Source organism: Candidatus Ozemobacteraceae bacterium (genome assembly GCA_035373905.1).
Taxonomy (GTDB): Bacteria; Muiribacteriota; Ozemobacteria; order Ozemobacterales; family Ozemobacteraceae; genus MWAR01.
This window is the reverse complement of sequence record DAOSOK010000008.1, coordinates 1-12,631: the sequence shown is the minus strand read 5'-3', so window position 1 is coordinate 12,631 and position 12,631 is coordinate 1. Positions and strand designations below refer to the sequence as shown.

The following is a 12,631-nucleotide window of genomic DNA, read 5'->3' as shown; positions in this document are numbered from 1 at the left end:
AAAGCCCTGTCGGGCCGGGAGGCAGCCTCGCCTTCCGGCCCGACGTGTTGAAAAAAATGTATTGCCACCCCTCTTCCGGCGTGCCATGCTTGTGAGAGATATGGAAACGGGTCTGAGAGACGCGAGAAGAGGCTTCGTCCTCGGCGTGGTCATTCTTTCCGCGATGGTGCTGGCGATCTTCCTGTTCAGCTACAACACCCTGGTGCGGCGACAGAATATCCGCGCTCATCACGAAAAGATCGGCGAGGTGGCCGGCATGCTGGCCCTGGCCGGCGCGAACCTCCTCGCCGAGCAGATTCAGACGGCTGGGGACACGTTCATCGACAACGCGGCCGCTTCCCTGAAAACCTCGGCCGACACGGCTCCGTTCGTCGCACCCGATCCGACCGGGCTGCTGGCGAAGGTGGCAGCCGACTACCACTCGTATCTCCAGTCGATCGCCGATCTCGAGCCGCGGCCGATCTGCAGACGCATGGAAGTCTCCTTCGACGACATGGTGCAGGTCAATCCCGACACCACCCCCCAGCAGATGCAGGACGGCCGCGATCCGGTCGAGAAGATGGGGTATCTGAACATCACCTGCGCCGTCGAGTACCAGGGCCTGGCGAGAAGAGCCAGGGTCAGGCGCCAGTTCCGCATCGTCAGCATGGTGCCCGGCCCCTTCGCCCGCTTCACCCTCTTCGTGCCGTATACGCCGTCGTATACTTCATACAACGGTCTTGGCGTCGTCTACAATGGCAAGGTCGATCCGGGATACACCCATCCGTTCCCGCCCTCGGGACTCCATCTCAACGCGCCCCTGAAGATCATCAACGGCACCGACTCGATCTCGGCCGGCTCGCCGGTGACGACCACCGACCTCGAAAACCGCGGATGGATCTTCCTCGGCCCGAGTCATGACACGTCCCTGCCCGGCCAGGTGCTTCTGCGTATCCCATCCGGATACAACAACGCGGCCGGCGGCAACTTCATGTTCTCGAGAGCGGTCGTCAATGCCGCGGGAAAACTCGTTCTGCCGCCCGAGAATATCCTCGATCCCGCCGCCTTCGCGATCCCGACGACTCATGGAATACCTATCGCTATACATGGAATCTACCAGGGCTTCTTCACGGCCGAGGAAAACGTCCCTGGCGTGATCACCCCCGCCCCGGTCGCGACGAAAGGGTTCTGGTCCCTGCCGAATCCCGGTGACTCCGCGGCCTCATGGCTGATGCCGTTCGGGGAGAACGACGAACCTTCCCGCACCCTCGTGGTCGGCCCCGTGCTGGCGGGCTTTCTCAAGTTCTTCATGCTGAAGGAGCCCGCGTTGCCGTCATCCGACCCGGCATACTGGTCTGTATGCATCAAGCGGAAGCTCGAAACGAGCCCCGATCCCTCCCTCGTCTACGACAAGACCGCGCAGGTGAATGCGCCCGACGCGGTGGCGCCAGCGGTACCGGCGTATCAGGACGTGTTCAAGGCCGCGTCAGGCGATCCTGCCGGCAAGGAAGGCCTCACGAACCTTTCCCGTGTCTCGCCGGTCGCGTTCATTCCGGGGGCGACCTCAGCGGGAGTCGCGTTCAATGCCCTGTTCGATTTCATGAGCTATACGTCGAACTATCCGAACTTCCTCTCCGGAAGCGCGGCGCTGGCCGGCGTCGTTCAGCGGAGCCTCGTACCCGGCGCGGCGGACATGGGCGGCACGCTCCCGCCGGGACTGCACCCCTGGGAAACCTCGTTCGAGATACGGTTTCGCGAAGGCAACTCGCCCGACGATCTGTTCTTCCAGGGGAATCTGGTCGATCTGGCGATGACGAAGGACAATCTTCCGGGGCGCGTTTCCCATATCGTCGATCTTTCGGGATGCTCGAGCCAGGCTGAGGAAAACCAGTTGTTCGCCAATACCCTCTTCGCAAAAATCACCGCCTCCGAGGATGCCTCCCATGCCGGCTGGTGGAAACCCCGGCGAAAGGGCGTTTTCTACATCCGCCGGCGCGCTGCCCCCGGCCAGCCGCTTGTCGTCCCGCCGCCCGGCGTGCCCGGGATATGGCTGAACCAGAACATGATGATCATCGCCGACCGCGGCGATGTGTCGATCGGCAATACCATCGTTGCTCCGATGGCAGGGGATGCTCCCGAAAAACTGCTGACCCTCGCCGCTCTCGGCGGGAATATCATTCTCGACACCGACAAGCCGGTCCATGCCTACCTGCTCGCCCAGCGGAAAGGGCCGGGAGGAGGCCGGGGAGGGGGAAAGCTGCTGTGCGGAAGCTCGAACGGTCAGCGCCGCATGGATATCTTCGGAGGCGTTGCGGTCTGGGAAATGGGCATGTATCCCGACGACAGCTCGACGAGGACGACGATGACCGACTTCACCGGCGGAGGAAAGATCAGATACAACCCCCGGTTCAATCCGGGCGGGCCCGGGTATGCCGCTTCGCGCGAGTTCTTGCCAGAAGACAAGCCCAGTTCGCTCGAAATTTCGGGAGACGATTGACATGCGCCGTTCAGCCTTTTCCCTCGTCGAGGTGCTTGTCGCCTGCGTCGTCGTGGGACTCGCGGCGGCGCCGATGCTCGGCATGCTCTCCTCGTCCAATCGGACGAGCAGGGCTTCGGTGTTCGAGATCATGGCCGTACAGTACGCCGAGGAACTCGGCGAACAGCTTTTGCGGCTGTCCCAGCGGCTGAAATCGATGCGCGAGGTGACGGGCGAAAGCATCAAAACCCTGCTCGAAGACCCGCAGATCGTTGCCGCCCTGAACCCGCAGACGCCCCCGGCGGTCGAACCGGGCATCATTCGCATCCCTGGCACTGAGATCGTTCTGCTGTGCTCGCCCCTGAATCCGAACTTCCTGGCCCGTGTCGTGAAGATCGAACAGCTCGATACCGCGGGAAAACAGGTTCTGAAAAACGGCATATTCTGGAACGTGACGATCGGCCTCGCGTGGCGGATGTCCAAAAACGATTCCGTCATCCACAACGCGTCGTTCTCGCTTGTCCTGAGGGAAGAGCCATGACCGGTTTGCGCCCGAGATCCGCTTCCGCGAAAGGCTTCACGTATGTCGAGGCTCTGGTGGTGGTTCTGCTCTGCAGCCTGATTCTGGGCGCGGCCCATGCCATGTTCTCCCAGGGAATTCGAAGCTCCGTCAAAGGGATGGACCTCCTCGAATCGATCAGAGCCGCGAACGAGATCTTTTCCAACATCCGGAAGGATCTGCGGGGTTCGGTCCAGGTCAATACATCCGCCCCGAAGATCACGATTCCGACCGGGGCGACGACGTTTCCCGATCTGACGACGGCGATGTCGGACACCCTGGTTTTCGTTCAGCCCGTCGCCACCGTAACCTACAGGCTCATTTCCGGAGCCGGCGGAAAATACGTCGAACGCGAGGAAAACGCCGCCGGGACGATTTCGAAGAGAAACTTCGCGGTTCCCCGCATCAGGAGTTTCGATGCGGCGAAGATCGGCCAGATGCAGCGGGTCGCCGCCGGGTACGACGTGTTCGTCCAGGACCAGCTGTTTGTGCGGATATCCGTCGAATCATCCGACCCGCGGTTCCCGGGCGGCAAGGTCGATCTTTCCAGTTTCTTCGTGACGGGCCAGCTGATGCAGACGGCCTGGTGGAATTATTTCTACGACTCCTTGTAAGGAAAGGGCGTATGCTAGAATGATCTGGAGTGATGCTGCCGACATGGATTGCATGTCGGCGGCCCCACGGTAAATATATATCAGAAATAATATATTAAATCGGAGGTTTCGAAACGTATGAGGAAAACAGTTCTGACCGGCGGTCTGATCGTGGCGACACTGCTGAGCATGTCGACGGCCTCGTTCTGCGAGGAAACGGCGGGCGCCGAAGCCGCTCTCGTTCCGGCCGCCCAGGAAGAGACGGATATCAGGGAAGACGAGGGCAAGCCCGACGCGGACGACGTTGAGAAGAAAATGGCTGCCGAGTTCGTGCGCGTCACCCCCAAGGAACAGGCTGGCATTTGGGCAAAACGGCTCGACGACATGGAGCGTCAGAAGGATTATGCCGGACTCCGCAGTTCGGCGGTCGCGTTCACCCGGTGGCTCGATTCGATCAAGGACAAGGAGCCCGATGTCTACAAGAACCACATCGTCCAAGCCTACACGGCCAACGCAGCCGGCCTGAACGGCCAGGGCTATTACATGGTCGCCGCGAACAAAATCAGAGCCGGATACGAAGCCGGGAAGGCGGCGGGCGTGAACGTCGGCAATCTCGTCGAGCTTGCGTCCCGGTATGATATCCGGAAAGAGACCCGGAACGAGTATTACAAGGCGATCCGCAACCATCAGAATGCCGTGGCGAAGATCGAGAAGGACGTTCTCGACCTGACGACCCAGAAACAGAAGATGGTTGACGAGCTTCTCCAGAGCAGCAAGAAGATCACCCCCGACGCCCTCAAGGAACTCCAGGGACGGATCAAGGCGCTGAACGAAAAGATCGCCGCCGGCCGCAAGGAAATCGAGAAGGAAAACGCCGCTCACAAGAAGCTCCTCGACGACAAGAAATACGACGGCATCATCCTGAACCCCCAGCTGACGGCGAACGTCGAGGCCGCAGAAAAGGCTCAGCAGGCGATCCAGGCCCAGATCAAAGACGGCGAGGCTGCCGTCCGGAAGGGCCTGCTTGCCCTGGCCGAGAAGGCCGAGCACTCCTGGCAGGGTTTGAGCGACCGCATGAACAAGCTCACCGCCCAGCAGAAGGAAATCACCGCCCTCCAGAAAGAGCTTCTGGACTTGCTCGCGAAGAAGCCGTATTCGGAAGATGCGAAGAAGCGCATCCGCGCCCTCAACGAGAAACTCGACAAGCTGAGCGCCGAGATGGCGAAGAATCTCGACGGCGTCGAAGCAGACTTCATGAACGCCGGCACGTTCAACGCTCTCGACCCCAAGCAGATGATCGCTTTCAGAGAGCAGCTCGCCGCCCTGCTGAAAGCAGAGACCGCGATCGGGCAGGAAAACGCCCGCATCGACGAGCAGATCGCTGCCATGGAAAAAGCGACGGCGAAGCTTGGCGACGTCAACGGTGACGGCAAGATCGACCGGAAAGACCTGGCGAAGCTGGTCCTCCACCTCGGCCGCAAGGCGTCGACTCTTGCCAATGCCGATCTCGACGGCGACGGCAGGATCACGATCAGCGACTTCCAGTTCCTGCGTGAAGCCGTGTTCGGCGGCCGCACCGTGTTCCCGGCCGATCCCACCTACATTCCCGGCGACCTGAATGGAAACGGGAAGCTTGGCTGGGCCGACCTTCTCAAGCTGGCTCACGTCGTCCAGCGTGCCGGAAAGAACGGGATCAAGGTCAGTTCTCCCTGGCTCGCCCAGTTCGACATCAACGGCGACAAGGTGATCAACAACGAAGACTTCCAGGCGCTCGTGAAGAAGATCACCCAGCCTCCCGTCGTCTACAAGCCCGCCGTGGAACCGGCGTCGGGCACGGAAGCGGCGGTTGCAACCGAAGCGGCGACAACGCCAGCCGACACGGCGACGGGGACGACGGTCGAAACGGGCGCCAACCCGCAGGAAACCGCCCAGCCGGCCGGCTCGATGGGCGACAACTGAGAACGCGCGACGAGGGGGCGGCGGCACTGGCCGCCGCCCCCGGTTCCCGGAACCGGAGGGAAGGATGTCCGGAAAATATAATACTGATAAATATATAATTGGATGTGTTGCCGCATGCGCGCTGTGGGCGGCCGGCTGGTCCGTCGCTGTCGCCGCCGTCCCGGGATCTTTCGACGAGGCCTCGCGGATGTCGGCCGACCTCAAGCCAGAACAGGTGAAAACCGGGCAGATTGCGACCGCTACGCCTCTCGTCGAAATGCGGGCCGTCGAAACCAGGGTCCTCATCAACGGGGAGTGGCGGACGATCGTCCATTATGTTCCGTACAAGCCCGACTCTGCCGGAATCAAGGGAATGAGCGCTCCGAATTCCCCGATGAGCATGACGTCCCAGAGCAAGTCAGTGAACGACAGGAATGTCGCGACCAAAGAGCCGGAGCCTGTGTTGAAACCCGCGGTGAAAAGGAAGCGGAAAACGGCCCTGCACAAGATCGTCCAGGAGACGCCCTCAACGACCGAGGTGGACAGGATCAAAAAGTGAGGGGTGCGGCTCCCGTTACTCCGGGAAGCTTCGTAATCGTTTTTTCACCCGCGCCGCGCGGGCTTTTGAAATGTCGCCGACGAGCGTCACGCCGAGATGCGCCCGGCGCAGAAGGCGTGACGCCATGGCATGAATGTCCGCCGGCCGGAGCTTCTGGGTCGCAGCAAACTCCTCGGCGAAGCTGATCGGCGACGGATACAGCGCCCTGAAGGCGTATCGACCGGAGAAATCCCAGACGTCGGTCGAGGCGAACCGTTTCGCCTTCACATACTGGTACAGCATGTGGTCCACGACGTCCTTTCCGAGCGGGGCTTTCGCGATCTGCGCCATCACCCGGAGGCATTCTCCGACGGCGTCTTCGAGAACGTCCGGCTGAACGGAAAAGTCGATGTGGATCGCGCCGGCGTTCTCGTAGGAATCGGTACCGACGCTCAGTGAATAGCAGAACCCCTTCGAATCCTGCATCGCCTGTCGCAGGGGCGATCCCGAGCCGGCATCCAAAATGCGTACGAGAGATTTCTGCACGTAAAAATCGGGTTCGTTGAAGGCGAGCGCTCTGAAGGAAACCCGCGCTTGAACCTGGCTTCGGGGTGAATCGACGCACAATATCCGCGGGCCGTTCAACGCGGGAACGGGCCCGGGGCGCTCGGGAGCGCGCAGAAGGGGCGCCGGCTGCCATTTCCCGAACACCTTCCCGGCGGCGGCTCGGGCCTTTCGGAGATCGAAGCCCCCCGCCAGCGAGACGACGACGGATTCCGGCCTGTAATGATCGTGCAGGTGCGCCTCGAGATGATGCCGTCTGATGCGTTTCACCGTTTCGGGCGTGCCCAGGATCGGCAGGGCATACGGATGGTCGCCATACATGAGTTGCGAAGAAAGCTGGTCGATCGCGGTCACCTGGCCCTCTTCGTCCTCGTCCTCGAGACACTCCTCGAGGATGATCCGCCGCTCGGCCGCCAGCCCGTTGAACGTCGGCGCGGTCAGCATGCGATGGATCAGACGCATGGCTTCTTCCAGCGACTCTGGAAGCACCTTGCAGGAGACGATCGTCATGTCGGAAAACGTCGCCGCGTTCGATTCCGAGCCGACCCGGTCGAGCGCGCAGCTCAACTCGGATGACGTTGGGTATTCGGGGGTTCCGCGGAACAGCATGTGCTCGAGAAAATGCGACACGCCGCTGTTCGTGGCGGTTTCGAAGATCGGTCCGCTCCGGATCAGGCAGGCGAAACCCACGGCGGGCGACGGAAACGGGTGAAGAACCAGCTGGAGGCCGTTCGGGAACGCGATGGTTTCGATGGGAGCCGACAGGCGGCTGAAGGGAAAGATCATTCAGAAGCCGGAGCCGGAGCTGCCTCCTCGTCGGGTTCGTCGATCTCGGCGGTCGAGTGCGGGAGGGAGATCTCGTTCTTGTCGGTATTTGGGGGGAAATACTTCGGCCGGGCGTCGATGCTCGGATTGATCTTGCCGCCGGCGCGGGCCCAGATGGTATACCACATCAGAACGATGTTGTTCACGGCCCGTGAGTAGCAGGAGGCGACGATGGCCCGCCCTTTCTTCTGGTTGAGGTTTCCCGGCGTGTAATACTCGATCATCGCGTCGTAATACTTGTTTGCCCATAGCGACCAGTATACCATCAGGGCGCTGAGACGCTCGACCTTCCTGCAGCCTTCGAACGAAACGCCGAACAGATGGACGTTCTCGTTGATATCCCGCTCGGAGGCGGCGTGATACGGCTTTTCTTCGATGCCGTCGATGACGACGATGCCGGTGTGAAGCGGCTGAACGAGATCAGAGACGTAGTGGCTCAGCCAGCCGAGCTTCTGGATGATCGTCGCCCGCGACTTTTTGCTTTTGATGTCGTCGACGATCTCGTTCGCAAGCTGTTCGACCTTGAACGGACCGTTGCCCATGTCGCTGCCGTGAATGTGAAACACATGGTTCCTGAAATCCTTCAGGGTGGTGTCGGGTTCGACGGATGCCTGCAGGAGCGGCTTGAGCGCGGGATTCTTTGCGCTCGCTCCCGTGCCCGTCGCCCCGAGAAAGGCGCGGAACGCGGCCGGCATGATGAAATAGGCGTCGGAAGTGATCTTGCGGTGCGTGCGACCGCCCCATGCATCGGCCGGAGCCGCAGCAAACAGCACGGCCGTGAGAATGACGAGTGAGATCATGATGTGTCGTAAGCGCATGATGCCGTCCTTGGCCCCGAGTGCGGGGCATATACTGTAACTATACGGATGATCCCGGAGGGTGTCAAGAAAACGGCTGTACCGCGTGCTGCACGAAAAGAACGAATCCCCGGCGTCGTGACCGGGGATTCTCGCTGGAAAACAGTCTTGCTGTCAGGCTTCTTTTTTCTCGGCGTCTCTCTCGTCCGCTTCGGCGAGATCGACGGACTGATCTGCCTGGGCCTCGCCGCCGGCCTCTTCGCCGGCTTCCGGCCGCTTGCCGGACTTCTTCTTCTTGTTGCCCGCGGGCGGCCGCTGCTCCTTTTCGGGAGGCGGGTTGCTCTTGGCGAACTCGGCGAAGTCGACGACGACCTTCTTCTCGAACTGGTTGGCGAGGTCTTTCTGCTTGTCGGAAAGGACGGCGAAGCGGTCCATGACGAACTTCCGCTGGTGCTTCGATTCTTCCTGGAGAGCGGAAATCTCGTCTTTCATTTCCATGAGGACGATCAGGATGGGAAGAATGATGAGGGCCACGACCATATAGGTGTCGATCTTCCACTTCAGGAGCATCGACAGAAACATGGCTCCCCATAACGCCCAGAGCCAGTACTGGATTTTCATGCCCTCTCCTTGTCCGGCGCGGATTCTTCAACCGCACGCCGAAGAATGATTTCAACCGTTTCCGGGGCGATGCCGGCAAGAACGAACGTTTTCTGCTTGCCGCGAGCCCCGTGTTCCAGAGATACTTGACGCTTGGTGATGCCGAACGTCTTGGCGATGAACGCCGTCAGAGCCTCGTTGGCTTCCCCCTCGACAGGAGCCGCCTTGATTCTCATTTTACAACGATCCCCGCTGATGTCAACAATTTCCGACCGTGACGCCCGCGGCGCCGCCTGAACGCTGAGGGACGTTCCGCGGGCGTGCGGGCGCAGGCAGGCGAGCGTCATTGCGGGTCGTCAGGCGGCTTCCGCGACCGGAGCCTTGGAAACGGAAGGGACGGCCCTGATGGGCGTAGGCCCATCCTCGGTCAGCATCGCCATATACGATTCGAGAACCGTCTTCAGTTCGACCTTGAGCATGCGTTTCTGGCGCTTGAGCTCGCGGATCTCCTTGCCGACCATCTCGGATTCGGACCGCGCCTCGTCGAGAATGCGCTCGGCCTGGATCTCGGCTTCCTTCACGATCAGCTCGGCTTCCTTCTCGGCGTTGTTCTTGAGGTCACCTGACGCCTTCTGGGCCGAAATGAGCGTCTGTTTGAGCGTCTTCTCGAGCTCGAGATAATCCTTCATCTGGGCCGTCAGGCGCTCGACCTGGTCTTTCAGGTCCTTGCTCTCGGCGTAGACGGCCTCGTATTCGCGTCCGACCTTCTTCAGAAAGTCGTAGACCTCGTTCTCGTCGAGACCGCCGATCTTCTTGCGCGAAAACTCGCGCTGGTAGATATCGAGGGGTGTGATTCTCATCTGTTTGCCTCCTAGATGTTTTCCATCAGGACGATCCGGTTCGTGTTCGTTCCCAGAAGATTGTTGGTGACCTTGAAACAATTGGCCAGCTTCGTGAACTCCTGACTCTGCACGTAGACTTCGACGACCTTGAACTGGCCGGCGTTGTATTTCTTGCTGCACGTCAGGTTGACAACTGCCTCGTCGAGGTTGATCAGCTCGCCCTGATATCGCACCTCGCCAACTTCCATCGCCACCAGGCCGCCCTTCTTCACGACGCGGTGAAGCTCCGCGAGCGTGTCCGAGATGAACTGCATCCACTCCCCGAGATCGGGCGTCTGGACGACGACCTTCTCGAGCTTCTGCGAGTCGATGCCGCAGAACCAGGTCTCGAGCCAGGTATCCTGCACGTAATCGACCGTGTTGAGAAACGGGGGCGAGGTGACGATCAGATCGACGCTGTGGTCGGCCCATCCCTTCAGGTTCCGGGAATCGCCCGTCGTGATGACGGTGTTTTTCCCATGTTGCCTGATCTCGTCGAGTTGTCCGTCTTTCAGCGCGCTCTTCGCCTTCTTGACGATGCGGGAAGCGATGTCGCGATACTCGGGATCCGCGCCCCGCGTGCGGTTGATCTTGACCTGGTTCGCCTTTGGAATCGAGATCTGCGGGAACGAGTAGGCTGAGAAGAAGCCCGGCGAATGACCGTGAAGGCGGGAGAGCGCAAGCATCTCGATGAACCGGTCGGTCGCATCCCGGTGCGTTTTCAGATAATCCCGCAGATTCAGAAGCTCCATGTAGGTCTGCGGATGATAGAACATGCTGAGATCCTCTTCCCGGGAAAGATCGCGGGGGGCCTCGAGCGGGATCTGCTGCAGACGGCGTTCGACCGCTTCGACCGTCACGGGATTGACCTTGGGCCGGGCGATGCGCTCTGAAAGCGGGTTCACATCGTTGCTGTGGCCGCGCCGGCCGAGGAGGTTCGCCTGGAGCAACGTCGTGCCGCGGCCGCCGAACGGGTCGCCGACGGCGTCGCCCGGCCGCGTGAACTTTCGGATGAAGTAGTCGGGCAGCTCGGGTTTGAACGAGGCCCGATACGAAAGGGCGTAATGCAGCGAGTGCATCTGGCGCTGTTTCGCGGTCCAGAATTCGTCGTAGATGCGGGGAACCGCTCCAAGGGGCGTTTCGATGAATCCGGCATTGCCGGGAACGGAGCGGACGGTCTCCGGTGACGCGAACAGGGGGTGGGCGCTCATGATGCCTCCGAATACGATTTCTACCGATCAGGGAAGTTATCGGCGCATCGAAGGGTTTTCTTGACGCTTCTGTTGCCTTTCTCGAAAAACCGCCTTCGGGAAAGAGCCTTGAACGAGAAAAAGCCCTCTCCGGGACATTTTTCGAAGATTCGGAAAATGAGAAATAAAGGCCCGGTCGTGCCTTTATAATATAAATATGCCTATTCAATAGCGAATGGCGACATCTCCGCCATCTGCGTGATCTGCGGATGACTCGAAGGAAGATGAAAGTATTGCTGGATTCTGGGAAAGCGAGTATTTACAATTCGGGACAGAAACGATACGACCGCATGAGGCGGATCCGACATCGAAAGGAATGTTCGCATGGCCACGGAATTGTTCAGGGAACTTCAGGAAGCGTTCAACAGTCGCAAACCGTTCGTGCTCTGCACTGTCGTCGAAGTTGACGGCAGCAGCCCTGGAAAATCGGGACAGCGCATGATCGTCTTCGAGGACGGCCGGACGGCCGGAACGGTCGGGGGCGGTATCAACGAGGAGCGGACCAGAAGGGCCGCGCTGGAACTGTTCCCGGAGCGGGGCGGAACGAGACTGCTTTCTTACGATCTCTCGAACGAGATAGACAGCGGCGAGCCTGTCTGCGGCGGCAACGTGAAGGTTTTTCTCGAATACATGGCGGACCGGAACCGGATCGTCATCTTTGGCGGCGGGCATATCGGCTTCGCCCTTGCCCGGCTTGCTTCCCAGATGCGTTTTCATGTGGCGCTCGTCGACGACCGGCCGGAATACGCCGATGCGTCGAGGTTTCCCGAGATCGAGCACGTGATCTGCCGCCCCTACCCGGGGAGCGTCGCGGCGATCGGCGTCGAGGCGACGGATGCCGTCGTCATCGTCACGCCCGGCCACCTGCACGATCTCGAAGTGCTGGAGCAGGCCGTCGCATCGCCGGCCGAATATGTGGGGATGATCGGCTCGGCCAGGAAAGTCGCGGAAATGAAAAAGAGCATACTGGCATCGGGAGCCGACCCGAAGCGGGTCGAGAACATTTTCGCGCCCATCGGCATCCATCTCGGGAGCACGACCCCCGAGGAGATCGCTCTCGAAATCCTCGCCCAGATCGTCGCATTCCGGAACGGCATCACGCTCCGATACGCAAGAACGCCCTCTGGAAAATGAGGGAAATCCTGAAACAATTTTTGCAGACCATGACGGACGGATGGAAGGAATAGGGTGCCGCAAGTACTGAAGAAATTGCAAAACCTGCATGGGGTGGCTCTCTCCCTCCCCACAGACGTTTCCTATCTCCTGTATGAACTGTATACTGGTACACCGCAAACCCCGGTCGCAGGCCGAAAAAAATTAAAAAAAGGTAGTTGACTCGGGAAGCCGAAGCTGGTAATATAACCCTACCAACGAGGCCGCAAGCCCCGAAGGAACCGATCGAAAGACCGGAGCTCATTGAGAATAAGATCGAGGGACCAAGGAAGACGCCAAGTGGGCTTCCGAGCGTGATCGCAAGATTACGCCAAGGAAGTTGAGTTTGTTAGACCGAAGTAATTCGGGATATAAAACTCCATGAGTTGATAAAAGGCGGATTCGCAAGAATCTGTTTTTGAAAAATTTTCGTGGAGAGTTTGATCCTGGCTCAGGACTAACGCTGGCGGCGTGCCTAA

12 protein-coding genes are annotated in these 12,631 nt (G+C 60.1%); 6 read left to right on the top strand and 6 right to left on the bottom strand.

Features of this window, described 5'->3' with window-relative positions; translation table 11 throughout:
- Positions 1-100 precede the first annotated feature (100 nt).
- The 5 genes from PLU72_05430 (at position 101) to PLU72_05410 (ending at position 6,104) form a co-directional block, all read left to right on the top strand.
- Positions 101-2,476: a hypothetical protein gene (locus PLU72_05430; GenBank protein HOT27607.1), complete on the top strand. Its 2,376-nt coding sequence runs from the start codon at positions 101-103 to the stop codon at positions 2,474-2,476.
- 1 nt (position 2,477) lies between these two features.
- Positions 2,478-2,996: a prepilin-type N-terminal cleavage/methylation domain-containing protein gene (locus tag PLU72_05425; protein ID HOT27606.1), complete on the top strand. Its 519-nt coding sequence runs from the start codon at positions 2,478-2,480 to the stop codon at positions 2,994-2,996.
- On the top strand, positions 2,993-3,628 hold the full coding sequence (locus PLU72_05420; protein ID HOT27605.1) for a hypothetical protein: 636 nt from the start codon (positions 2,993-2,995) through the stop codon (positions 3,626-3,628). Before PLU72_05425 ends, PLU72_05420 begins: the two co-directional genes overlap by 4 nt.
- Positions 3,629-3,745: 117 nt before the next feature.
- Positions 3,746-5,566, top strand: a complete 1,821-nt coding sequence (locus PLU72_05415; protein HOT27604.1) for a dockerin type I domain-containing protein — start codon at positions 3,746-3,748, stop codon at positions 5,564-5,566.
- A gap of 64 nt (positions 5,567-5,630) precedes the next feature.
- Positions 5,631-6,104 carry a hypothetical protein gene (locus PLU72_05410; protein ID HOT27603.1) on the top strand — a complete coding sequence of 158 codons (474 nt, stop codon included), beginning with the start codon at positions 5,631-5,633 and terminating at the stop codon, positions 6,102-6,104.
- 15 nt (positions 6,105-6,119) lie between these two features.
- On the opposite strand, the gene PLU72_05405 is transcribed toward PLU72_05410, so the two are convergent.
- The 6 genes from PLU72_05405 to PLU72_05380 form a co-directional block, all read right to left on the bottom strand.
- A complete protein-coding gene (locus PLU72_05405) occupies positions 6,120-7,433 on the bottom strand; it encodes a pitrilysin family protein (GenBank protein ID HOT27602.1) in 1,314 nt (437 codons plus the stop codon).
- Positions 7,430-8,290, bottom strand: coding sequence for a zinc dependent phospholipase C family protein (locus PLU72_05400; protein HOT27601.1), 861 nt, complete (start codon positions 8,288-8,290; stop codon positions 7,430-7,432). The genes PLU72_05405 and PLU72_05400 overlap by 4 nt, the downstream gene beginning before the upstream one ends.
- A gap of 153 nt (positions 8,291-8,443) precedes the next feature.
- Positions 8,444-8,890, bottom strand: coding sequence for a hypothetical protein (locus PLU72_05395; GenBank protein ID HOT27600.1), 447 nt, complete (start codon positions 8,888-8,890; stop codon positions 8,444-8,446).
- The gene (locus PLU72_05390) at positions 8,887-9,216 is read right to left on the bottom strand and encodes a DUF167 domain-containing protein (GenBank protein HOT27599.1); all 330 of its coding nucleotides are present in this window, start codon (positions 9,214-9,216) and stop codon (positions 8,887-8,889) included. Before PLU72_05390 ends, PLU72_05395 begins: the two co-directional genes overlap by 4 nt.
- A 9-nt stretch (positions 9,217-9,225) precedes the next feature.
- Positions 9,226-9,729: a DivIVA domain-containing protein gene (locus PLU72_05385; GenBank protein HOT27598.1), complete on the bottom strand. Its 504-nt coding sequence runs from the start codon at positions 9,727-9,729 to the stop codon at positions 9,226-9,228.
- Positions 9,730-9,740: 11 nt separating this feature from the next.
- Entirely contained in the window at positions 9,741-10,961 is a 1,221-nt protein-coding gene (locus tag PLU72_05380) for a DNA methyltransferase (protein ID HOT27597.1), read from the bottom strand.
- 363 nt (positions 10,962-11,324) lie between these two features.
- Between PLU72_05380 and PLU72_05375 the strand changes: the two genes are divergently transcribed.
- Complete coding sequence (locus tag PLU72_05375) at positions 11,325-12,134, top strand: XdhC/CoxI family protein (GenBank protein HOT27596.1); 810 nt, start codon at positions 11,325-11,327, stop codon at positions 12,132-12,134.
- Positions 12,135-12,631: the final 497 nt, after the last annotated feature.

What these genes read in the sequence shown, in the direction of transcription:
- PLU72_05385 (HOT27598.1), bottom strand. Translation starts at nt 9,729, where the DNA reads ATGAGAATCACACCCCTCGATATCTACCAGCGCGAGTTTTCGCGCAAG.
- PLU72_05420 (HOT27605.1), top strand. Translation starts at nt 2,993, where the DNA reads ATGACCGGTTTGCGCCCGAGATCCGCTTCCGCGAAAGGCTTCACGTAT.
- PLU72_05425 (HOT27606.1), top strand. Translation starts at nt 2,478, where the DNA reads ATGCGCCGTTCAGCCTTTTCCCTCGTCGAGGTGCTTGTCGCCTGCGTC.
- PLU72_05380 (HOT27597.1), bottom strand. Translation starts at nt 10,961, where the DNA reads ATGAGCGCCCACCCCCTGTTCGCGTCACCGGAGACCGTCCGCTCCGTT.
- PLU72_05395 (HOT27600.1), bottom strand. Translation starts at nt 8,890, where the DNA reads ATGAAAATCCAGTACTGGCTCTGGGCGTTATGGGGAGCCATGTTTCTG.
- PLU72_05390 (HOT27599.1), bottom strand. Translation starts at nt 9,216, where the DNA reads ATGACGCTCGCCTGCCTGCGCCCGCACGCCCGCGGAACGTCCCTCAGC.
- PLU72_05430 (HOT27607.1), top strand. Translation starts at nt 101, where the DNA reads ATGGAAACGGGTCTGAGAGACGCGAGAAGAGGCTTCGTCCTCGGCGTG.
- PLU72_05415 (HOT27604.1), top strand. Translation starts at nt 3,746, where the DNA reads ATGAGGAAAACAGTTCTGACCGGCGGTCTGATCGTGGCGACACTGCTG.
- PLU72_05400 (HOT27601.1), bottom strand. Translation starts at nt 8,290, where the DNA reads ATGCGCTTACGACACATCATGATCTCACTCGTCATTCTCACGGCCGTG.
- PLU72_05375 (HOT27596.1), top strand. Translation starts at nt 11,325, where the DNA reads ATGGCCACGGAATTGTTCAGGGAACTTCAGGAAGCGTTCAACAGTCGC.
- PLU72_05410 (HOT27603.1), top strand. Translation starts at nt 5,631, where the DNA reads ATGTCCGGAAAATATAATACTGATAAATATATAATTGGATGTGTTGCC.
- PLU72_05405 (HOT27602.1), bottom strand. Translation starts at nt 7,433, where the DNA reads ATGATCTTTCCCTTCAGCCGCCTGTCGGCTCCCATCGAAACCATCGCG.